Annotated in this window: 24 protein-coding genes; all 24 read left to right on the top strand. The window is 53.4% G+C overall.

Annotated features, from left to right (window positions below; genetic code table 11):
• Window positions 1-79 precede the first annotated feature (79 nt).
• The 24 genes from DI14_RS12230 (at window position 80) to fliF (ending at window position 20562) form a co-directional block, all read left to right on the top strand.
• Window positions 80-403, top strand: coding sequence for a putative DNA-binding protein (locus DI14_RS12230; protein ID WP_034808944.1), 324 nt, complete (start codon window positions 80-82; stop codon window positions 401-403).
• Between the two features lie 11 nt (window positions 404-414).
• A complete protein-coding gene (gene ffh / locus DI14_RS12225) occupies window positions 415-1755 on the top strand; it encodes a signal recognition particle protein (RefSeq protein WP_034808941.1) in 1341 nt (446 codons plus the stop codon).
• An 82-nt stretch (window positions 1756-1837) separates the two neighbouring features.
• Window positions 1838-2113: a 30S ribosomal protein S16 gene (rpsP, locus tag DI14_RS12220; RefSeq protein WP_034808940.1), complete on the top strand. Its 276-nt coding sequence runs from the start codon at window positions 1838-1840 to the stop codon at window positions 2111-2113.
• A gap of 52 nt (window positions 2114-2165) precedes the next feature.
• On the top strand, window positions 2166-2681 hold the full coding sequence (gene rimM, locus DI14_RS12215) for a ribosome maturation factor RimM (protein ID WP_034808938.1): 516 nt from the start codon (window positions 2166-2168) through the stop codon (window positions 2679-2681).
• The gene (gene trmD, locus DI14_RS12210; RefSeq protein WP_034808935.1) at window positions 2671-3387 is read left to right on the top strand and encodes a tRNA (guanosine(37)-N1)-methyltransferase TrmD; all 717 of its coding nucleotides are present in this window, start codon (window positions 2671-2673) and stop codon (window positions 3385-3387) included. Before rimM ends, trmD begins: the two co-directional genes overlap by 11 nt.
• 114 nt (window positions 3388-3501) lie before the next feature.
• Entirely contained in the window at window positions 3502-3855 is a 354-nt protein-coding gene (rplS, locus tag DI14_RS12205) for a 50S ribosomal protein L19 (RefSeq protein ID WP_024370083.1), read from the top strand.
• A 79-nt stretch (window positions 3856-3934) separates the two neighbouring features.
• Window positions 3935-4480 (top strand): signal peptidase I, encoded by a 546-nt coding sequence (gene lepB / locus DI14_RS12200; protein ID WP_034808933.1) that lies wholly within the window; start codon window positions 3935-3937, stop codon window positions 4478-4480.
• Window positions 4481-4492: 12 nt separating this feature from the next.
• Window positions 4493-5353 (top strand): ribosome biogenesis GTPase YlqF, encoded by an 861-nt coding sequence (gene ylqF / locus DI14_RS12195; protein ID WP_034808931.1) that lies wholly within the window; start codon window positions 4493-4495, stop codon window positions 5351-5353.
• A 41-nt stretch (window positions 5354-5394) separates the two neighbouring features.
• The gene (locus DI14_RS12190; protein WP_034808930.1) at window positions 5395-6147 is read left to right on the top strand and encodes a ribonuclease HII; all 753 of its coding nucleotides are present in this window, start codon (window positions 5395-5397) and stop codon (window positions 6145-6147) included.
• Between the two features lie 11 nt (window positions 6148-6158).
• The gene (locus tag DI14_RS12185) at window positions 6159-6998 is read left to right on the top strand and encodes a hypothetical protein (protein WP_034808928.1); all 840 of its coding nucleotides are present in this window, start codon (window positions 6159-6161) and stop codon (window positions 6996-6998) included.
• On the top strand, window positions 6995-7264 hold the full coding sequence (locus DI14_RS12180) for an EscU/YscU/HrcU family type III secretion system export apparatus switch protein (protein WP_034808927.1): 270 nt from the start codon (window positions 6995-6997) through the stop codon (window positions 7262-7264). Before DI14_RS12185 ends, DI14_RS12180 begins: the two co-directional genes overlap by 4 nt.
• Before the next feature lie 111 nt (window positions 7265-7375).
• Window positions 7376-8536: an ADP-forming succinate--CoA ligase subunit beta gene (gene sucC, locus DI14_RS12175; protein WP_034808924.1), complete on the top strand. Its 1161-nt coding sequence runs from the start codon at window positions 7376-7378 to the stop codon at window positions 8534-8536.
• Window positions 8537-8548: 12 nt separating this feature from the next.
• On the top strand, window positions 8549-9466 hold the full coding sequence (sucD, locus tag DI14_RS12170; protein ID WP_034808921.1) for a succinate--CoA ligase subunit alpha: 918 nt from the start codon (window positions 8549-8551) through the stop codon (window positions 9464-9466).
• Between the two features lie 56 nt (window positions 9467-9522).
• The gene (gene dprA / locus DI14_RS12165; RefSeq protein WP_034808920.1) at window positions 9523-10311 is read left to right on the top strand and encodes a DNA-processing protein DprA; all 789 of its coding nucleotides are present in this window, start codon (window positions 9523-9525) and stop codon (window positions 10309-10311) included.
• Window positions 10312-10376: 65 nt separating this feature from the next.
• Window positions 10377-12473: a type I DNA topoisomerase gene (topA, locus tag DI14_RS12160; protein WP_034808918.1), complete on the top strand. Its 2097-nt coding sequence runs from the start codon at window positions 10377-10379 to the stop codon at window positions 12471-12473.
• Between the two features lie 2 nt (window positions 12474-12475).
• Window positions 12476-13783: an FADH(2)-oxidizing methylenetetrahydrofolate--tRNA-(uracil(54)-C(5))-methyltransferase TrmFO gene (trmFO, locus tag DI14_RS12155; protein ID WP_034808916.1), complete on the top strand. Its 1308-nt coding sequence runs from the start codon at window positions 12476-12478 to the stop codon at window positions 13781-13783.
• 187 nt (window positions 13784-13970) lie between these two features.
• Window positions 13971-14852: a tyrosine recombinase XerC gene (locus tag DI14_RS12150; protein ID WP_034808914.1), complete on the top strand. Its 882-nt coding sequence runs from the start codon at window positions 13971-13973 to the stop codon at window positions 14850-14852.
• An 11-nt stretch (window positions 14853-14863) separates the two neighbouring features.
• The gene (gene hslV, locus DI14_RS12145; RefSeq protein ID WP_034808912.1) at window positions 14864-15412 is read left to right on the top strand and encodes an ATP-dependent protease subunit HslV; all 549 of its coding nucleotides are present in this window, start codon (window positions 14864-14866) and stop codon (window positions 15410-15412) included.
• Window positions 15409-16782 carry an ATP-dependent protease ATPase subunit HslU gene (gene hslU / locus DI14_RS12140; RefSeq protein ID WP_034808910.1) on the top strand — a complete coding sequence of 458 codons (1374 nt, stop codon included), beginning with the start codon at window positions 15409-15411 and terminating at the stop codon, window positions 16780-16782. Before hslV ends, hslU begins: the two co-directional genes overlap by 4 nt.
• Window positions 16783-16819: 37 nt before the next feature.
• Complete coding sequence (gene codY / locus DI14_RS12135; protein ID WP_034808908.1) at window positions 16820-17599, top strand: GTP-sensing pleiotropic transcriptional regulator CodY; 780 nt, start codon at window positions 16820-16822, stop codon at window positions 17597-17599.
• Between the two features lie 272 nt (window positions 17600-17871).
• On the top strand, window positions 17872-18240 hold the full coding sequence (flgB, locus tag DI14_RS12130) for a flagellar basal body rod protein FlgB (RefSeq protein ID WP_034808906.1): 369 nt from the start codon (window positions 17872-17874) through the stop codon (window positions 18238-18240).
• Between the two features lie 2 nt (window positions 18241-18242).
• Window positions 18243-18674, top strand: a complete 432-nt coding sequence (gene flgC, locus DI14_RS12125; RefSeq protein WP_034808904.1) for a flagellar basal body rod protein FlgC — start codon at window positions 18243-18245, stop codon at window positions 18672-18674.
• A gap of 13 nt (window positions 18675-18687) precedes the next feature.
• A complete protein-coding gene (gene fliE / locus DI14_RS12120; protein ID WP_034808903.1) occupies window positions 18688-18972 on the top strand; it encodes a flagellar hook-basal body complex protein FliE in 285 nt (94 codons plus the stop codon).
• Between the two features lie 21 nt (window positions 18973-18993).
• Window positions 18994-20562 (top strand): flagellar basal-body MS-ring/collar protein FliF, encoded by a 1569-nt coding sequence (fliF, locus tag DI14_RS12115; protein WP_034808901.1) that lies wholly within the window; start codon window positions 18994-18996, stop codon window positions 20560-20562.
• Window positions 20563-20565 lie beyond the last annotated feature (3 nt).

Here is a 20565-nt window from a genome sequence, read left to right as displayed (position 1 = left end):
AAAACTTGACAAGAAGTTAGGACGGCTGTACTATTGTTAGTTGTAAAGGGATTTCACTTAACATGTGGAGGTGGAACGGATGTCGCTAGAAAAGACGAATCGGATGAACTATTTATTCGATTTTTATCAGGCGCTTCTCACACCGAAACAGCGCAACTATATGTCTCTTTATTACCTAGATGACTTTTCGCTCGGAGAAATTGCAGAAGAGTTCGAAGTCAGCCGTCAAGCGGTCTACGATAACATAAAGCGCACGGAAACGATGCTCGAGCAGTACGAAGCAAAGCTCGGTCTGTTCGAGAAACACGAACAGCGCCAACAGTTGCTTCAGACGCTCAAACGTCAAGTCGGGACAACCCCCGACGTGACAGCGACGATTTCAGCGCTTGAGAATTTAGAGTAGGGGGCTGGAGCATGGCATTTGAAGGATTATCAGAACGATTGCAGGCGTCACTTGCGAAGATGCGCGGCAAAGGGAAAATCTCGGAGGCAGACGTCAAAGAGATGATGCGTGAAGTTCGCCTCGCGCTCCTAGAAGCCGATGTCAACTTCAAAGTCGTCAAACAGTTCGTCAACGACGTGAAAGAACGGGCCATCGGCCAAGACGTCATGAAATCGTTGACACCAGGACAACAAGTCGTCAAAATCGTTCACGATGAGTTAACGACTCTGATGGGTAGCGACGTCGTCCCAATCACCTTTAGCCAAAAACCGCCGACGGTCGTCATGATGGTCGGACTACAAGGCGCGGGGAAAACGACGACGACCGGCAAGCTCGCGAACTTGATTCGCAAAAAGCACAACCGGAGTCCGCTCCTCGTCGCGGCCGATATTTATCGTCCCGCGGCCATCAAGCAACTTGAGACGCTCGGCAAGCAACTCGATTTACCGGTCTTCTCGCTTGGGGATCAAGTGACACCGGAAGAGATTGTCACGCAAGCGCTCGAGTACGCGAAAACGAATCATCACGACTTCGTGTTGATAGATACGGCCGGTCGCCTTCACATTGACGAGACGCTCATGGGTGAGCTCGAAAACGTGAAAACGATCGCCAAACCAAATGAAATCTTCCTCGTCGTCGATGCGATGACGGGACAAGATGCGGTCAATGTGGCCGACAGCTTCAATGATTTGCTCGGAATTACCGGCGTCGTGCTCACGAAGCTCGACGGTGATACGCGTGGTGGGGCAGCCCTTTCAATCAAGGCAGTCACGGGAGCGCCGATTAAGTTCGTCGGTCTCGGTGAAAAGTTGGATGCCCTCGAACCATTCCATCCGGAACGCATGGCGTCACGGATTCTTGGGATGGGTGACGTGCTCACGCTCATTGAAAAAGCCGAGTCGCAGATGGACCAAGATGCCGCCAAAGAGCTCGAGAGCAAAATGCGCGATGCATCATTCACGTTCGATGATTTTATCGAGCAATTGGGTCAAGTGAAAAACATGGGCCCGATTGATGAGTTACTTTCGATGTTACCTGGTGCAGGTAAGATGAAAGGGTTGAAGAACGTCCAAATCGACGAGAAACAACTCGATCACGTCGAAGCGATTATCCGCTCGATGACAAAGCACGAGCGCGCTCATCCTGAAGTGCTCAATGCGAGTCGTCGGAAACGGATCGCAAAAGGAAGCGGTCGCTCCATCCAGGAAGTGAACCGCCTCATCAAACAGTTCGACGACATGAAGAAGCTGATGAAGCAAATGTCGGGACAAATGAAAGGGAAGAAAAAAGGCCTCGGTCTTCCGTTCTTCTAAAGAAACCTTTTGTCAGTCGGACGAAAAAGCAGTATACTATTAAAGTTGTCAATTCTTAAACACATGATGGAGGTATATTACCATGGCAGTTAAAATTCGTCTTAAGCGCATGGGCGCAAAAAAATCACCTTTCTACCGGATCGTTGTCGCTGATTCACGTTCACCACGTGACGGTCGTTTCATCGAGCAAGTAGGATACTACAACCCGGTTGCAAAACCAGAGGCAGAAGTTCGCATCGACGAAGAACTCGCGCTCAAATGGTTGGCAGACGGCGCGAAGCCATCTGACACAGTTCGTAACTTGTTCTCTAAAGCAGGGATCATGGAGAAATTCCACAACGCGAAAAACGCGAAGTAAGCCTGCGGCCGACCTTTTATGAGGTCGGCCTATTTTTATGAGGAGGGATACAATGGATTGGTTGTACGTAGGAAAGATCGCCAACACCCATGGGTTGAAAGGCGAAGTGAAGATTTTGGCTGCGACGGACTTCCCGGAAGAACGGTTCAAAAAAGGAAACACGCTCTTCCTCGACGTCGATGGGAAGAAGCAAGAGATGACCATCACGACGTATCGTCCCCATAAGCAGTTCCATCTCGTCACGTTCAAAGGGTTCGAGAACATCAACCACGTCGAGAAGTATAAAGGGATGAAGCTGTACGTCCATGCCGAGCACGTGCACGAGCTCCCGGAGCACGAGTTTTATTACCATGAGATTATCGGTTGCGACGTCGTCGTCGACGGTGAGGTCATCGGCGTCGTCGATGATATCTTCGAGACGGGCGCGAACGACGTCTGGGTCATCAAACGGCCTGGAAAGTCTGATGCGTTGATTCCGTACATCGAGTCGGTCGTCAGCGAGATTGACGTCGAAGCGAAGCGGGTCGTCATCACCCCGATTCCGGGAATGATTGAAGATGAAGATTGACGTGTTGACGCTCTTCCCCGAGATGTTCGCCCCGCTCGACCATTCCATCGTCGGGCGAGCGAAAGGGCTCGGGCAAGTCGACATCGGCTTCACGAACTTTCGAGACTTCTCGACGAACAAACATCATAAAGTCGATGACTATCCGTACGGGGGCGGTGCCGGCATGTTGCTGACGCCGCAACCGATTTTCGATGCGTTCGCCTCGCTCGACGCAAATCGTCCGCGCGTCATCGTCACGACGCCGACGGGCCGGCCGTTCACCCAACAAATCGCCGAGGAATGGGCCGGGGAAGACCACCTCGTCTTCCTGTGCGGCCATTATGAAGGGTTCGACCAACGGATCCATGACGAGCTCGCGACCGATGAAGTGTCGATCGGAGATTTCGTCTTGACCGGGGGCGAGCTCGCCGCCATGGTCATGATCGACGCGACCGTCCGGCTGTTGCCGGACGTCTTAGGGGCGCAGGCGAGCCACGAGGACGATTCGTTCTCGACCGGCCTCCTCGAATACCCGCACTATACCCGTCCTGCCGACTTCCGAGGCTTGAAGGTGCCGGACGTCCTCTTGTCCGGCAACCATGCGAGAATCGAGGCGTGGCGACGTGAGCAGTCGCTTTTAAAGACGTATGAGCGGCGACCGGACTTACTCGAAGCGGCCGAGCTGACAGAACGCGATAAAATCTTCCTCGAGTCGTTGCGCGATTGAACAATTTATGCTATGTTTGAGCATGTGGGTTAAACCCGCCGATTACCGATGTTCCGCTGTTGGATGCCTGGGCATATGAAGACATGAACATTGAAGAAAAAGGAGAATACATTCATGAACACACAAAAACTGTTCCGTGAAATCACAGAAGAACAATTCAAATCGGACGTACCTGCTTTCCGTCCTGGTGACACAGTACGTGTCCACGTTAAAGTCGTAGAGGGAACGCGTGAGCGTATCCAGATGTTCGAAGGCGTAGTCATCAAACGTAAAGGTGGCGGCATCAGCGAAACATTCACAGTCCGTAAGATTTCTTACGGCGTAGGTGTTGAGCGTGCATTCCCGCTTCACTCACCACGTGTCGCGCAAATCGAAGTCGTTCGTTACGGTAAAGTCCGCCGTGCGAAACTTTACTACCTCCGCAACCTTCGCGGTAAAGCAGCACGTATTAAAGAAATCCGTCGTTAAGATGGGGATTAAGCTTGTCGCTTGCGACAAGCTTCTTTTTTTCTAGTACAATAAGTTCAAATGGATAGAGGAGTGAGGCATGTTGAAAGAAGTGTTCAGTTGGATTAAGGCGATCGTTGTAGCGCTCGTCATCGCGTTCGTGATCCGGACGTTCATCTTTGTACCTGTCATCGTCGAAGGAGAATCGATGATGCCGACGCTCCAAAATGCCGATCGCATGATCGTCAGTAAAATCTCGAACTATGTCGGAGAGCTCGATCGTGGGGACATTATCGTCTTCCATGCGACCGAATCGAAAGATTACATCAAACGCGTCATCGCCATCCCAGGCGACACGCTCGAATATCGTGACGATACGCTCTATTTGAACGGAGAGGCGATGGAAGAGCCATATTTGGATGACTTCCGCGCCCAAATGAACGGGTTCCCGCTCACCGAGAACTTTACGCTCGAACAAGTGACGGGCGAGTCGGTCGTCCCGGACGGTCAATACTTCGTCATGGGTGACAATCGACAAAACTCGAAAGATAGCCGAGAGATCGGTCTCGTCTCGAAAGAGGACGTCGTCGGCAAAACGAACTTCGTGTTCTGGCCGCTAGACGACTTCGGGACGGTAGAAGAATAAGGTGGTGTTTTTTTGGCAATTCAATGGTTTCCTGGCCACATGGCCAAAGCAAGAAGACAAGTAACAGAAAAGATTAAACTGATTGACGTCGTCATCGAGCTCGTCGATGCACGCGTCCCGCAGTCGAGCCGAAATCCGATCGTCGATGAGATCACGGCGGGCAAGCCGCGTCTCATCGTCCTCAATAAAGCCGACATGGCCGACCCTGCCGTCACAGACGCTTGGCTCAAAGCGTTCAAGCGGGACGACGTCGAAGTCGTCGCCGTCGACTCGAAGCACAGCAAAGGCTTGAAGCAGCTCATGACGGGCGCCGAGAAGCTCATGAAAGACAAGCACGACCGGATGCGTGAGAAAGGCCGTAACCCTGGTCCAATCCGTGCCCTCATCATCGGGATCCCGAACGTCGGGAAGTCGACGCTCATCAACCGCCTCGCCGGGCGCAACATCGCCATCACGGGTGACCGCCCGGGTGTGACGAAGCGCCAGCAATGGATCAAGATGAAAGGCGGCGAGATGGAGCTGCTCGATACACCGGGGATTTTGTGGCCGAAGTTCGAGGACCAGCTCGTCGGCTATCGTTTGGCGGCGACAGGGGCAATCAAGGACGAAATCTTGAACTTGGACGATATCGCCCTCTACACGGCGCGCGAGCTACGGACGCGGTATCCGGAACAGTTGAAGGACCGCTTCAAGCTCGAGGAGTTGCCGGAGGATGCGGTCGAACTGCTTGAGTTGATTGGCAAGAAACGCGGTCTCATCAGCGGCGGCTACGTCGATTTCGAGAAAGCGAGCGAGTTGTTGTTAAACGAGTTGCGTCACGAAAAGATTGGCCGAATCTCACTCGAGACACCGGCCGACCATGAGCTGGCGTGAAGCCCTGTGCAAACAGGGCTTTTTTGGATAGGAGGGATACGATGACGATTGAAGAAATTAAACGACGGCTCGAGACCGTCCGATATGAGGAGTGGGAAGCGGTGCGCGCGTCGTTCGACACTGAGACGCGTAAAGGCGTCCTAGCGCTCATCGCCAAAAAAGATAGGCAGTTCTTACACGAACAGGCCGAGCGGGACGATTACACGAGCCGGATGGCGTTCGAGCGGGAACTGATCGCCTCGGGATTCGAACGCATCGCCGGTGTCGACGAAGTGGGCCGTGGCCCGCTCGCAGGTCCGGTCGTCGCGGCAGCGGTCGTATTGCCCGATTCGTTTTATCATCCTGGATTGAACGACTCGAAGAAGATGTCGAAACGAGCCCGTGAGCGCGCCTTCGAGCAGATCATGGCCGAGGCGACGGTCGGGGTCGGCATCGTGGCCGCCGACGTCATCGACGAGGTGAACATCTATGAGGCGACGAAGCTAGCGATGCAGGAAGCGGTCGAGCGGCTCGATGACGTCGATGCGCTCTTGATCGATGCGATGCGCCTCGAACTCGAGCTGCCGCAGACGTCGCTCATCAAGGGCGACACGCGGAGCGTCTCGATTGCGGCGGCGAGTGTCGTCGCCAAAGTCGTACGGGACAAGATGATGGAAGATTACGCCGTCCTCTATCCGGGCTACGGCTTTGAGCGCAACGCCGGCTACGGGACGAAAGACCATCTGTCTGGTCTTGCCGAACGTGGCGTCACGCCGATTCACCGGAAGTCGTTCGCGCCAATCAAACAGATGTAGGAGGGGAAACGATGCGCATCGATCACCAAGGCGTCATGCCGTTCAAAGTGACGGAACAGACGTCACGCCAACTGCTCGTCGGCAATACGGTCGTCGGCAGGGTGCTCCAGTTATTGCCCGGCGGTGAGGCCGTCATGCAACTGCCGCAAGGCCTGTTTCGCGTCGGGGTGAACGCCGACGTGAAAGAGAACGTCACGTATAAGATGGTCGTCACAGAGCTCGAGCCGAAACTCGTGTTGAAAGTCGTCCCGCAGACGACCGAAGCGCAAGTAGCACGCTCGCCGCTCGCCTTACTCACTTCAGAGCTCGCCAAGTTCGCCCGTCAACCGCTCGAGACGCCAGAACAGATCAAGGTGCAAGGGCAAAAGTTGCTCGACAGCGGCGCCGGCAGCGAGGTGAAGCAGTTGATTGGCGAACTGTTCAAAACGAAAAATACGAAGTTCGAGCCGTTCGTGCGCGCCCAAGAGACGTTCAACGCGTTGCAGACCTCTCCGTTCGCTGCTCATGGATTTCACATACCGCATTTAGGACCGTTCGAGAACGTCAAGTTCCGTCTCGAGGGTCCGAAACGTGAGATGCTCGACGCCGATCATGCTCGCATCGTCCTCTTCCTCGAGACGCCCCGGTTCGGCGAGACGGGGATCGATTTGCTCGTCCATAAGCGGCAAATCACGATTAAAGTGTATAACGAAGGCCACGACTTAGGTCCGTTCGTCCGCGCCTATGAGCCAACACTCTCTTTGGCGTTACATAACGCGGGGTATGAACTGTCCCGATTCGCGTTCGAACAAAAAATCGAAGCGGTGCCAGAGCCGTTCGCCCCGCTCGGAAAGGTGGATCGTCGAATATGACCGAACGTAAGCAAGCCATCGCCTTGTCGTATGAGCAAACGATGGAGTCGCCTCGCGTCGTCGCCAAAGGGGGCGGACTCGTCGCCGAGCGAATGCTCGCCCTCGCCCAAGCGAACGGGACCCCGATTCACGAGGACCCGGCGCTGTTGTCGCTTCTCGACGCGCTACAAATCGAAGAGCACATCCCGGACGACCTGTATCAGGTCATCGCCGAGCTGTTTGTGTTTCTTTATCAAATGGAACAGGATAAAATCATAGATGTCTAGCGCTATTTGTGAAAAAAAGATGAAAAGTTAAAGCAAGAACAATAGACAGCGCTTTCAGTTTTTCGTTACAATAGACGTGCCGATATTAAAGGGGACTAAGGGGGAAATCAAATGAATATCCATGAGTATCAGGCAAAAGAACTGCTCCGCGCATTTGGAGTCGCCGTACCGACCGGTTATCCGGCGTTTACGGTAGAGGAGGCAGTTTCAGCCGCCGCCAAGCTAGACGGTGAATTGAAAGTTGTCAAAGCACAAATCCATGCAGGTGGCCGCGGCAAAGCCGGCGGTGTCAAACTTGCGAAGACGGATGAGGAAGTCAAACAGTATGCGTCTGAAATTCTCGGCAAAACGCTCGTCACGCATCAGACTGGACCGGAAGGAAAAGTCGTTCAACGTCTTTACATCGAAGAAGGATCGGCAATCGATCAAGAATTTTACTTAGGACTTGTGCTTGACCGTTCGATCGGCCGAATCGTCATCATGGGTTCATCTGAAGGTGGTATGGACATCGAAGAAGTCGCTGAACATACACCAGAGAAGATTCATAAAGAAATCGTCGACCCGGTCGTCGGACTCCGTCCGTTCCAAGCCCGTCGTCTCGCTTTCAAGATGGAAGTACCAACGAAGCTCGTCAACAAGTTCAGTGACATGGTCATGAAGTTGTACAAAGTATACGTCGAGACAGATTGCACGATCGCGGAAATCAACCCGCTCGTGACGACGAAAGACGGCAACGTCATCGCGCTCGATGCGAAACTCAACTTCGACAGCAACGCGCTCTACCGTCATTCAGACATTCTCGATTTACGCGACACGACGGAAGAAGATCCACGTGAAGTCGAAGCGTCGAAACACGACCTTAGCTATATCGCGCTCGATGGGAATATCGGATGTCTCGTCAACGGGGCTGGTCTCGCGATGGCGACGATGGATATCATCAAGCATTACGGCGCCGAGCCCGCCAACTTCCTCGATGTAGGCGGCGGTGCGACGAAAGAGAAAGTAACGGAAGCGTTCAAGTTGATTTTGTCAGACGACCAAGTCAAAGGGATCTTCGTCAACATCTTCGGTGGCATCATGAAGTGTGACATCATCGCTGAAGGAATCGTCGCGGCGACGAAAGAAATCGGACTCGATTTACCACTCGTCGTTCGTTTAGAGGGAACAAACGTGGATGCGGGACGACGCATTCTCGATGAATCTGGTCTTGCGATCACGTCGGCGAGCTCGATGGCTGACGGTGCAGAAAAAATCGCGGCACTCGTTCGATAAGGGGGAAACGACATGAGTATTTGGGCGAATCAAGATACAAAAGTGATCATTCAAGGGATCACAGGGAAACAAGGTCTGTTCCACGGCGAACAGATGTTGGCTTATAACACAAAGCTAGTCGGAGGCGTCACGCCTGGTAAGGGCGGTACGACGGTCCTTGATGGTGTACCGGTCTTCAACACGGTGTCTGAGGCAGTCGAAGCGACGGGCGCGAACGCGTCAATCATCTACGTGCCACCTGCGTTCGCTGCTGACTCAATCATGGAAGCGGCCGATAGCGGAATCGAACTCATCATCTGCATCACGGAAGGGATTCCAGTCATCGACATGATCCAAGTGAAACGTTATCTCGAGGACAAGCCAGCTCGTTTAATCGGACCGAACTGTCCAGGGATTATCACGCCAGGGGAAGCGAAGCTTGGAATCATGCCAGGGTATATCCATACGAAAGGTCACGTCGGGATCGTGTCGCGTTCAGGAACGCTCACGTATGAGGCGGTGCATCAATTGACGACAGCCGGTATCGGACAATCGACGGCAGTCGGCATCGGGGGCGACCCGGTCAACGGCACAAACTTCATCGATACGCTCAAAGCGTTCAACGAAGACGAAGACACGAAAGCGGTCATCATGATCGGTGAAATCGGCGGAACTGCTGAAGAAGAAGCGGCCGAGTGGGTGAAGGCGAACATGACGAAACCAGTCATCGGCTTCATCGGTGGCCAGACAGCCCCAGAAGGTAAACGGATGGGTCACGCTGGCGCCATTATCTCTGGCGGTAAAGGAACGGCAGCCGAGAAGATCAAGACACTCAACGCCAACGGAATTGAAGTGGCCGAGACGCCAGCTGTCATCGGCGAGACGCTCATTCGCGTATTGAAAGAAAAAGGGATATACGACGCTTGTGTCACGGGTCAACCGACGACGTGAGCCAAATCGGTCTGAGGGATGAATTTTCATCCCTCTTTCTTATAAAGGAGATTGTGATGAATCAAACAATAGCACGTTTTGCAGCCGAACGGTTGCCTGTCGAGTTCGTTCATCATTATTTATCCGGTAAGCTCGATACGTATTCCGCCTCTTCTGCCGTCTTGAGGAAAGTGGAACGGGCGAAGCTAAATACCGAGACGTACACCAACTTCATGACGTGGGAAGACCCGTTGTTCCCGACGCGTCTGCTCGTCATCCCGAATCCTCCGTATTGTTTGTTTTATCGAGGGGATTTAGAGGTACTACATGAAAGAACGACCGCATTGGTCGGTAGCCGTGAATTGAATCGCATCAGTCGTCCGCTCGTCGAGTTTTTGCATCCTTTAATAGAAGAAACTGTATCGATTTCGGGCGGGGCGAAAGGCATCGATGGGCTCGTACATGAAGCCTCGCTCGTCCGCAATCGACCGACCGTCGCCGTTCTCGGATCGGGATTTTCTCACATTTATCCGACCGCGCATGGTCCGTTGTTTGACAGGATTGAACGAACCGGATTATTGTTGAGCGAATACGTGCCGGACACGCCAGTTAAAAAATTTCAATTTTTGGAACGGAATCGTCTCGTCAGTGGGCTTGGCGATCGGCTCGTCGTCGTCCAAGGTAGGGAAAAAAGTGGGACGATGAATACGGTCAGCCATGCGCTCGAGCAAGGAAAGACGGTGTTTGCCGTCCCGGGCAGTCCGCTCGATCGACTCGCCGCCGGACCGAATCGATTGATTGAAGAAGGTGCGATTCCATTGACGAATCCCGATCAATTTCTGAACGATCTCATGATTGTACGTTGACAAATCATCGAGAACATGAATATTATGGTAGGGATTTAAATGACCTCTAAAAGGGGAGCAGATGTATGGCAAAATATTTGGTGATCGTCGAATCACCTGCGAAAGCAAAAACAATTAAACGGTATTTAGGATCGAATTATACGGTCAAAGCCTCGATGGGTCACGTCATCGATTTACCGAAGAGTCAGCTCGGTGTCGACGTCGAACACGACTTTGAACCGAAGTATATTACGATTCGTGGTAAAGGGCCGGTCTTGAAAGAATTGAAGACGGCCGCTAAAAAAGCGACGAAAATCTTTCTCGCGGCTGACCCGGATCGCGAAGGGGAAGCGATTGCATGGCATTTAGCCCGTGCCCTCGGTGTCGATGAGACGACGGAATGTCGTGTCGTCTTCAACGAGATCACGAAAGATGCGATTAAAGAATCGTTCAAACACCCGCGTAAAATTAATCACGACCTCGTCGATGCCCAACAGGCGCGACGGATTTTGGATCGTCTCGTCGGATACGGGATGAGCCCGTTATTATGGAAGAAAGTGAAAAAAGGATTGTCGGCTGGACGTGTCCAGTCGGTCGCCGTGAAGATGATTATCGATCGCGAGCGGGAAATCAACGCTTTCGACCCAGAAGAGTACTGGACAATCAAACTGAACCTCAATCATGACGGGGAGACGTTCGAGACTTCTTTCTTCGGAAAAGACGGCAAGAAAGTCGAACTGAAGACAGAGGCTGACGCGAACGAAGTGCTCAACACGATCGGGGACTCGTTCAACGTCGTCGACGTCACGAAAAAGGAACGCAAACGAAACCCGTCCCTCCCGTTCACGACAAGCTCGCTTCAACAAGATGCGGCCCGTAAGCTGAACTTCCGTGCGAAAAAGACGATGATGCTCGCCCAGCAGTTGTATGAAGGAATCGACCTTGGCAAAAAAGAAGGAACGGTCGGTTTAATCACGTACATGCGTACCGATTCGACGCGAATTTCCGATTTGGCGAAAGCCGAAGCGAAAGAATATATCGAATCGACGTTCGGCGAAGAATATGTCGCGCTTCAAAAGCAAAAAGAGAAGAAAGCGACGAACGTCCAGGACGCACACGAAGCGATTCGTCCGACGTCGGCGCTGCGTGACCCGGCCATGATGAAACCGTACTTGTCACGTGATCAACTCCGGTTGTACAAACTCATTTGGGAACGGCTCATCGCTAGCCAAATGGCACCGGCTGTCCTTGACACGGTGAAAATCGATGTCGAGTCGAACGGGATGACGTTCCGCGCCAACGGCTCGACCGTCAAGTTCCCTGGTTTCATGAAAGTGTATATCGAGTCAAAAGACGATGATATCGAAGAAGCGAACCCTGAGAAGGAAGGCTTGTTGCCGCCGCTTGAAGTGGACGATACGCTCGCGTTCGAGACGATTGAGCCGAAGCAGCACTTCACGCAGCCACCGCCGCGTTATACAGAGGCCCGACTCGTTCGTGCGATGGAAGAACTCGGGATTGGTCGTCCGTCAACGTACGCACCGACGCTCGATACGATTCAAAAGCGTGGCTACGTCGTGTTAGAAGAGAAGAAGTTCGTCCCGACCGAGCTCGGCGAACTCGTCATCGAGATGATTGACGAATACTTCAACGACTTCATCACGGTCCAGTTCACGGCCGATATGGAGACGCTCCTCGACTCCATCGAGAACGAGGAAGTCGCATGGACGGATGTCGTCGCGCCGATTTATCGCAGTTTCGAGAAACGGTTGAAGCGGGCCGAGTCGGAAATCGAGAAGATTGAAGTGAAAGATGAGCCGGCCGGCATCGACTGCGAGATTTGCGGTTCGCCGATGGTCATCAAGATGGGACGATACGGCAAGTTCATGGCTTGTTCTGGTTTCCCGAACTGTACGAACACGAAGCCGGTCCAAGTCGAAATCGGTGTCCCTTGTCCGAACTGTAAAGACGGCCAAGTCGTCGAACGGCGCAGCAAGAAAGGCCGTCTATTCTACGGCTGCTCGAACTATCCGGATTGTGAGTTCGTCTCTTGGGACAAACCGGTCGCGAAACCTTGCCCGGAATGTGACCACATGATGGTCGAGAAGAAAATTAAAGACGGTGTCAAATATCAATGTACGAACTGTACCCATACCGAGGTACATCAGCAAGAGGAGGATTAAGATTGTCACAACGTGTAACTGTCATCGGGGCCGGGCTTGCCGGTTCCGAGGCGGCTTGGCAACTCGCGAAGCGCGGGATTCAAGTCGACTTATATGAAATGAGACCGGTCCGTCAAACACCGGCCCACCATACCGACCAATTCGCAGAGCTTGTCTGCTCGAACTCGCTTCGGGCGAACGGCCTGCAGAATGCAGTCGGCGTCCTGAAAGAAGAGATGCGCACGCTCGATTCGCTTATCTTGAAAGCGGCAGACACGGCGAGCGTCCCGGCTGGCGGCGCGCTCGCCGTCGACCGGCACGACTTTGCCGGGTTCGTCACCGAGACGTTGAAGAACCATCCGAACGTGACCGTGCACAACGAAGAGATTCAAGCAATCCCGGACGGCATCGTCATCGTGGCGACCGGACCGCTCACATCACCTGACTTATCGGCCTCGCTCAAAGCGTTCACAGGAGAAGACTACTTGTACTTCTACGATGCGGCCGCGCCGATTCTTGACGGGGAGACGATCGACCGGGACAAAGTATATTTGAAATCGCGTTACGATAAAGGCGAGGCGGCGTACTTGAACTGTCCGATGACAGAAGAAGAGTTCGACGTCTTCTATGACGAACTCGTCAAAGCCGAAGTCGTCCCGCTCAAAGAGTTCGAGAAAGAGATTTATTTTGAAGGGTGCATGCCGTTCGAGGTGCTCGCCCAACGTGGGAAAAAGACACTTCTATTCGGACCGATGAAACCGGTCGGCCTTGAAGATCCGAAGACGAACAAGCGTCCGCATGCGGTCGTTCAACTTCGTCAAGACAACTCGGCCGGTACGCTCTTCAACTTGGTCGGGTTCCAGACCCATTTGAAATGGGGCGAGCAAAAGCGCATCATCCAACTCATCCCTGGGCTCGAGAACGCGGAAATCGTCCGTTATGGTGTGATGCACCGTAACACGTTCATCAACTCGCCGAACTTGTTAAAACCAACGTATCAGGCGCGCACGCGTGACACGCTCTTCTTCGCCGGACAGATGACCGGTGTCGAAGGATACGTCGAGTCAGCCGCTTCAGGGCTCCTTGCCGGAATCAATGCCGCCAAGCTGATTCAAGGGGAAGAGTTGGTCGTGCTCCCGCGTGAGACGATGCTCGGCTCGATGGCACATTACATCACGACGACAGACGGAAAGCACTTCCAACCGATGAACGCGAACTTTGGACTCGTGCCGTCGCTTGAAGACGCGCCGAAAAAAATGAAGAAACAAGAACGTTACGAGAAGTACGCCAATCGTGCCCTCGAGACGATTCAACAATATAAAGAAATTTAAGGGAAGGGAGTCATTTTTTGGCTTCCTTTTTTATGAATTTAAATTTCAATTGTGTAATTTGTACAACACTTTGAAAATTTTCAGATTATTGAAGAGCTATCTATTGTCACCTTACATTCTGTGTGCTATGCTAATTTCGATTTGACGGGAACGGGCGTTTTTATGCCAAAAACAAGGGGGCGAGCGAATGGGATTCGGCGAGGATCAACAATCATTTTTACGCTATTGCCAAGTCGAACGACGACTGTCGCCTCATACGAAACGCTCTTATGGGCAGACGCTTGACCAGTACGCCGCATATTGCCAAACGACGCATCTCAATCCGTATGATGTGGAGTCGGCGCGGCGTTATTTATATGCCCTTTATGAGGCGGACGCCAAGACGACGACCGTCTCGCAAAAAGTATCTTGCCTGAAGCAGTTCGGGAAGTTCATCGCCCGTGAAAACGGGGGGGAACCGCTGTTTCATGGCCTGACGTCACCGAAGCGACGCAAGTCGTTGCCGACGTTTGCCGTCCCGAGTGAGGTAGAACAGCTGCTTCATGCCGCGGCAGCCGAGGAGGACCCGTTTATGCGCGCACGTGACGTCGCCATCGTCGAGATGCTGTATGGCACCGGGATGCGCGTGGCGGAACTGTGCGGAATGGACCTCGCGTCGTATGACAAGGCGCTCGCCTTCGTCCATGTCGTCGGGAAAGGGAAGAAGGAACGCTACATCCCGCTCGGCAAATATGCGATGGAAGCGCTCGACCGCTATCTGCTCGTCAGACAGGCGCATACTAGTGCCGAGGAAACGGCTTTATTTCTCGGTCAAAACGGGAATCGAGTGACAACAGACCAAATCCGGTATGTTATGAAGCGGCTACGGAAACGCGGTGGTCTCCAGAAGCCGTTGACACCGCACTCGCTCCGCCACAGCTTTGCGACCGATCTATTAGAACGCGGGGCTGATCTTCGTGCCGTCCAAGAATTACTCGGCCACGAATCGCTGTCGACGACGGGGCGCTATACGCACGTGTCGACCGAACGGCTGAGGGCGGTCTATCAAGCAACACATCCGAGAAAGTAGGGGGTCATACTATGTTCCATGCAACAACGATTTTTGCAGTCCGACACGAAGGCAAAGGCGCAATGAGCGGGGACGGACAAGTCACGCTCGGAAACGCGGTCATCATGAAGAACAAAGCGAAAAAAGTACGCCGGCTCTATGGCGGAAAAGTCGTCGCCGGTTTCGCCGGTAGCGTCGCCGACGCGTTCACCCTGTTCGAGAAGTTCGAGTCAAAGCTCGAGATGTATAACGGGAATTTGCCGCGGGCGGCCGTCGAACTCGCGAAAGAGTGGCGCGGCGATAAAATGCTCCGTCAGCTCGAAGCGCTCCTCATCGTCATGGACGCCGATCACTTGCTTCTCGTCTCAGGTAACGGCGAAGTGATTGAACCGGATGACGGCATCCTCGCTATCGGGTCGGGCGGCAATTACGCCCTGGCTGCGGGGCGGGCCCTCGTCCGCTACTCGCCAGAAAAATCGGCCGAAGAGATCGCGCGAGCCGCACTCGAGATTGCTGGAGAGCTATGTGTCTATACGAACGACCAAGTCATTGTCGAAACAATTGGAGGCGATTCGAAATGAAACGTGAATTGACACCACGCCAAATCGTGTCAGAACTAGACCGCTTCGTCATCGGCCAAAAAGATGCGAAACGGGCAGTCGCGATCGCACTTCGTAACCGCTATCGCCGTCAAAAGCTGAGCGCGGACCTTCGGGATGAAGTGACGCCGAAAAATATCTTGATGATCGGCCCGACCGGTGTCGGGAAGACCGAGATTGCCCGCCGTCTCGCCAAACTCGTCGGTGCCCCGTTCGTCAAGGTCGAGGCGACGAAGTTCACAGAAGTCGGCTACGTCGGCCGCGACGTCGAATCGATGGTCCGGGACCTCGTTGAGGCGTCAGTCCGTCTCGTCAAAGAAGACAAGAAGGAAGGCGTCAAAGACCAAGCCGAAGCCGTCGCCAAGGAGCGGATCCTCGATGCGCTTCAGGGGAAGGCGAAAGCCGCCCCGACGGCCTCGAACCCGTTCGAGGCGTTGTTCGGCGGTCAAGCGCAACAGGCAGAACCGGCGACCGACTCGACACAAGCGAGCGATCGGGCCCAGCTTCGGCGCCTGCTCGAGCTCGGCGAGTTGGAGGAACGGTTGATTGAAGTCGATTTGGAAGAGAAGCAGACGGTCGACTTGTTCCAAGGGCAAGGGATGGAAGGGCTGTCGAACCTTCAAGACATGCTCGGACAAATCGTGCCGAAGAAACGGAAGAAGCGGAAAATCACGGTCCGTGAGGCCCGTCCGCTCCTCATCGCCGAAGAGGCGGAGAACTTGCTCGACATGAACGAGGTCCATGACGAGGCCGTGCAGCGTAGCGAACAGATGGGGATCATCTTCGTCGATGAAATCGACAAGATTGCGACGAAGTCGCAAGACCATGCCGGCGTCTCGCGTGAAGGCGTCCAGCGCGACATCCTGCCAATCGTCGAAGGGTCGACGGTCGTGACAAAATACGGTCCCGTCAAAACGGATCACGTCCTTTTCATCGCGGCCGGAGCGTTCCATATGGCGAAGCCGTCCGATTTGATTCCGGAGCTGCAAGGGCGCTTCCCGATTCGCGTCGAGCTGAGCAGCTTGACGGAAGAAGACTTCGTCAAGATTTTGACCGAACCGTCGCAAGCGCTCATCAAGCAATATACGGCGCTCCTCGAGTCTGAAGAGATCGGGGTCGAGTTCACCCATGAGGCGATTGAAGAGATTGCGAAGATTGCGACGCACGTCAACCGCGAGACGGATGACATCGGCGCCCGTCGCCTTTATACGATCATGGAACGTGTGCTCGAGGACTTGTCGTTCGAGGCGGCCGACATGCCACAGACGAACGTTCAAATCACACCTGCTTACGTCAAAGAAAAAGTCGGTTCGATTGCGGAAGATCGAGACTTAAGCCAATATATACTATAAGATTCTGTATGCACATACAGGGAGGAAAATCAGAACTATGAACTTACTAGATAAAACACGCCAATTGAACACGATGCTTCAACAAGAGGCGAGCGCGCACGTCGACTTTAAAGAGATGGCGGACAAGATGCGTGAAGTGCTTGAGGCGAACACATTCATCGTCAGCCGTCGCGGCCGCTTGCTCGGCTTTGCGATCAAACAACAGATTGAAAATGAGCGGATGAAGGCGTTCCTTGTCGACCGCCAGTTCCCGGAGCCGTATGCGTCGAACTTGTTCAACGTGAAAGAGACGACGGAAAATATCGATATCGATAGCGAATATACGGCATTCCCGGTTGAGAACCGCGAACTCTTTCTCGAATCGAAGACGACGATCGTTCCGATTATCGGCGGCGGCGAACGTCTCGGCACGCTCGTGCTCGGACGCTTGAATAACGACTTCACGCAAGACGACCTCGTCCTCGCAGAATATAGCGCGACAGTCGTTGGGATGGAGATCTTGCGTGAAAAAGCGGCGGAAGCCGAGGCGTCTGCCCGGAAGAAGGCAGTCGTGCAAATGGCGATCAACTCCCTCTCGTATTCTGAACTCGAAGCGATTGAGCACATCTTCGAAGAGCTCGGTGGAAACGAAGGATTGTTAGTTGCTTCCAAAATTGCCGATAGAGTGGGAATCACTCGTTCGGTTATCGTCAACGCGCTACGGAAGCTCGAGAGCGCCGGCGTCATCGAATCTCGCTCGCTCGGGATGAAAGGAACCTATATCAAGATACTGAATGATAATTTCTTGTTTGAGTTACAGAAGCTGAAATCTAATTGAAACAGAGCAAGTTCATCACGAACAGCCTTACAATCGCTAGATAAAGACCGCTTTAGGTCCAAAAACCCGTTCTTTCGAATGAAAGAACGGGTTTTTTAGTGCAAAAGTAATTATTTTCAGAATATGTCGTAAATTCGACAAAAAGAAGTTAGACCATTTACCTGTTTTCCTAAAAATATCTTTCAGAACTGTTACAGATTTGTTTCAATGTAATAGTGGAATTTCCAAATAAGGTATATACATGCATCTTTATGTGAAAGCGAGTGAGCCGCATGAAATGGATTGGCACCGACTATCAGTTGATGAAGCAAGCGATCAACCATTCGGTCTTACACCAGAAAGTGATTAGTCATAATTTGTCGAATATCGATACCCCGAATTTTAAAGCGAAACAAGCCGTCTTCGAACAGACGCTATCGAACGAGATGCGGTTGAAACTTGCCGGCGGGCGACCGAGCGAGCGGGCGACGAGCCAAATCGTCGACCGTGCAGGAGGTGCGATGCGCAGTGACGGGAATAACGTCGACCTCGATTTCGAGATGAGTGAACTAGCGCGGAACCAATTGCAATATGAGGCGATGATGGAACAACTCAACCGTCGGCTCGGTGGTTTGAAGACGGTGATACGAGGAGGACGTTAACGATGGGGATGTTTGATAGTTTTCATATCTCAGCGACGGCGCTGACGTCACAACGGTTACGGATGGACACCGTCTCAGCGAATATCGCGAACGCGCAGACGACACGCGGCAAACTTGTCGATGGAGAATGGCAGCCGTATACGCGTAAGATGACGGTGCTTCAGGAAGCGCCGTTTCGAAAACAGTTATCGAACGCCGTCTCGGGCGGCGTGCAAGTGGCGCGAATCGTCGAGGACGAGGCGCCTTATAAATTGTCTTATGACCCGTCGCATCCCGACGCGGACGAACGCGGCTACGTGCAGTTGCCGAACGTGGACTTGTTGAAAGAGATGGTCGACCTGATGGGGGCGACCCGCTCATACGAGGCCAACGTGGCGGCGATGAATGCGACGAAGGCGATGCTCGTCAAAGCGATGGAAATTGGTAAAGGATAAGGAGTGAAGACGGATGCAAATCAATCCGATTTCGATGATTGGAACTCAACCGACCGGGGTGAACCCGGTGAAAGATACGCCATCTCAATTTGGATCGTATTTGAATGAGGCGATGCGCTCGTTGAACGACGTGCAACAGGCGACGAGTGCGGCTCGCGCCGACCTTGCCGTCGGAAAAGCCGACCTTCATCAAGTGATGATTCAAAGTGAAGAGTCGTCGATAGCGATGCAACTCGCGATTGAGGTGCGGAACAAGGCTGTCGAAGCCTATCAAGAAATGATGCGAATGCAAGTTTAAAGTAGAGGATGACGAGTAGCGATGAATGAAAAGTTAAAAGAACGATTCGGTTCACTGACCGGTTCGCTTCAAACGATGAAAACGAACCGAAAAATCATTTGGGGTCTCGTCATCGTCGGCGTGATTCTTGTCGCGGTGCTCTTGACCGTCTGGCTGTCGCGCCCGAACATGGCCCCGCTCTATACGAACCTGTCCGCTCAAGAAGCGGGCGAGGTGACGGAACAGTTGACGGCCGACGGAGTAAAGGCTGAGATTAAAGCGACTTCGAACGGTGTCAGTGTATACGTACCGAGTGAGCAAGTCGACCAACTGAAAGTCAGTCTGGCGGCAGCAGGCATCCCGAAGTCGGGTGCAATCGATTATAGCTTCTTTAGCGAGAACGCTGGCTTCGGAACGACGGACCGTGAGATGGCCGTCATCGAACGGAGCGCGATGCAGACCGAGCTCGAACGATTGATCACGCAAATCGAAGGCATCAATCAGGCAAAAGTCATCATCTCGCTACCCGAGAAGTCTGTCTTTCTAGCAGAGGACCAAGGCGAACCGACGGCCTCCATCGTCTTAAATTTAGGAGCTGGTACGAATCTCGAGCCGGCGACGGTGAAAGGACTGTATCACTTGATTAGTAAGAGCGTACCGAACTTGAAGCCGGAAAACATCTCGATTATGGACCAATACTTCACGTATTACGACCTGGACCAGTCGACGATGGCCGGCGGTGGCTCGACCGACCCGCTCGCTTTGAAGCGCCAAGTCGAGAAAGACGTACGTCAACAGATTCAACAGATGCTCTCGGTGCTTCTCGGTGAGCGTAGCGTGCTCGTATCGGTCACAGCCGACATCGACACGACGCAGACGGCAGAAGAGCAAAACCTCGTCACCCCGGTCAATGAAGACAGCATGGAAGGGATCGTCACATCGGCCGAACGAATCGCCGAGGCGTACACAGGCGGGACCGGAGCGCAAACAGCAGCCGGGACGGCCGAGAACGACACGGTCAACTTCCCAGCCGCGACGGGTACCGGTAACGAAGAGAGCGAGAAAAATCATGAAATCATCAACTATGAAGTGAATCGCATCACAAAACAGATCCAAAACGCGCCGTACACGATTCGAGACCTCGGTGTCCAGCTCATCGTCGAACCACCGAACGGGGCGACGACGATCGACCCGCAACTCGAAGGTGACCTCGAGACGATGATGTATTCGATTATCCGCACATCGCTCGCGAAGACGGGCGAAGCCCTCACGGAAGCGGAATTGGAACAAAAAGTCGTCGTCGTGTCTCGCCCGTTCGCAGAAGCGGAAGCGGTCGCGACGACCGAGCAAGCGACGCCATGGTGGATGTATGCCGCCGCAGCCGGCGCGGTCGTCCTACTCGCCCTCGTCTTCTTCGCACTACGCAAGCGCAAGCAAGAGCCGCTCGCTGAGACGAACGAGTGGGAAGTCCCATATGAAGACGAAGTGCCGGACCTCGACCTTGAAGAACGAGGCGAAGGCGCCGTCAAGAAGAAACAGTTGGAGAAATTGGCAGAGAGCAACCCAGAAGAGTTCGCCAAGCTTCTTCGTACTTGGATGTCTGAGGAGTGAGTA

Origin of the sequence: Exiguobacterium sp. AB2 (assembly GCF_000696055.1) — a bacterium.
GTDB classification, from domain to species: Bacteria; Bacillota; Bacilli; order Exiguobacteriales; family Exiguobacteriaceae; genus Exiguobacterium; species Exiguobacterium alkaliphilum.
This window is presented reverse-complemented; position numbering and strand designations above follow the sequence as displayed.

What these genes read in the sequence shown, in the direction of transcription:
- rimM (WP_034808938.1), top strand. Translation starts at nt 2,166, where the DNA reads ATGGATTGGTTGTACGTAGGAAAGATCGCCAACACCCATGGGTTGAAA.
- ffh (WP_034808941.1), top strand. Translation starts at nt 415, where the DNA reads ATGGCATTTGAAGGATTATCAGAACGATTGCAGGCGTCACTTGCGAAG.
- DI14_RS12190 (WP_034808930.1), top strand. Translation starts at nt 5,395, where the DNA reads ATGACGATTGAAGAAATTAAACGACGGCTCGAGACCGTCCGATATGAG.
- DI14_RS12230 (WP_034808944.1), top strand. Translation starts at nt 80, where the DNA reads ATGTCGCTAGAAAAGACGAATCGGATGAACTATTTATTCGATTTTTAT.
- sucC (WP_034808924.1), top strand. Translation starts at nt 7,376, where the DNA reads ATGAATATCCATGAGTATCAGGCAAAAGAACTGCTCCGCGCATTTGGA.
- DI14_RS12185 (WP_034808928.1), top strand. Translation starts at nt 6,159, where the DNA reads ATGCGCATCGATCACCAAGGCGTCATGCCGTTCAAAGTGACGGAACAG.
- codY (WP_034808908.1), top strand. Translation starts at nt 16,820, where the DNA reads ATGAACTTACTAGATAAAACACGCCAATTGAACACGATGCTTCAACAA.
- hslU (WP_034808910.1), top strand. Translation starts at nt 15,409, where the DNA reads ATGAAACGTGAATTGACACCACGCCAAATCGTGTCAGAACTAGACCGC.
- dprA (WP_034808920.1), top strand. Translation starts at nt 9,523, where the DNA reads ATGAATCAAACAATAGCACGTTTTGCAGCCGAACGGTTGCCTGTCGAG.
- DI14_RS12180 (WP_034808927.1), top strand. Translation starts at nt 6,995, where the DNA reads ATGACCGAACGTAAGCAAGCCATCGCCTTGTCGTATGAGCAAACGATG.
- flgB (WP_034808906.1), top strand. Translation starts at nt 17,872, where the DNA reads ATGAAATGGATTGGCACCGACTATCAGTTGATGAAGCAAGCGATCAAC.
- flgC (WP_034808904.1), top strand. Translation starts at nt 18,243, where the DNA reads ATGGGGATGTTTGATAGTTTTCATATCTCAGCGACGGCGCTGACGTCA.
- fliE (WP_034808903.1), top strand. Translation starts at nt 18,688, where the DNA reads ATGCAAATCAATCCGATTTCGATGATTGGAACTCAACCGACCGGGGTG.
- fliF (WP_034808901.1), top strand. Translation starts at nt 18,994, where the DNA reads ATGAATGAAAAGTTAAAAGAACGATTCGGTTCACTGACCGGTTCGCTT.
- rplS (WP_024370083.1), top strand. Translation starts at nt 3,502, where the DNA reads ATGAACACACAAAAACTGTTCCGTGAAATCACAGAAGAACAATTCAAA.
- lepB (WP_034808933.1), top strand. Translation starts at nt 3,935, where the DNA reads ATGTTGAAAGAAGTGTTCAGTTGGATTAAGGCGATCGTTGTAGCGCTC.
- topA (WP_034808918.1), top strand. Translation starts at nt 10,377, where the DNA reads ATGGCAAAATATTTGGTGATCGTCGAATCACCTGCGAAAGCAAAAACA.
- trmD (WP_034808935.1), top strand. Translation starts at nt 2,671, where the DNA reads ATGAAGATTGACGTGTTGACGCTCTTCCCCGAGATGTTCGCCCCGCTC.
- DI14_RS12150 (WP_034808914.1), top strand. Translation starts at nt 13,971, where the DNA reads ATGGGATTCGGCGAGGATCAACAATCATTTTTACGCTATTGCCAAGTC.
- rpsP (WP_034808940.1), top strand. Translation starts at nt 1,838, where the DNA reads ATGGCAGTTAAAATTCGTCTTAAGCGCATGGGCGCAAAAAAATCACCT.
- hslV (WP_034808912.1), top strand. Translation starts at nt 14,864, where the DNA reads ATGTTCCATGCAACAACGATTTTTGCAGTCCGACACGAAGGCAAAGGC.
- sucD (WP_034808921.1), top strand. Translation starts at nt 8,549, where the DNA reads ATGAGTATTTGGGCGAATCAAGATACAAAAGTGATCATTCAAGGGATC.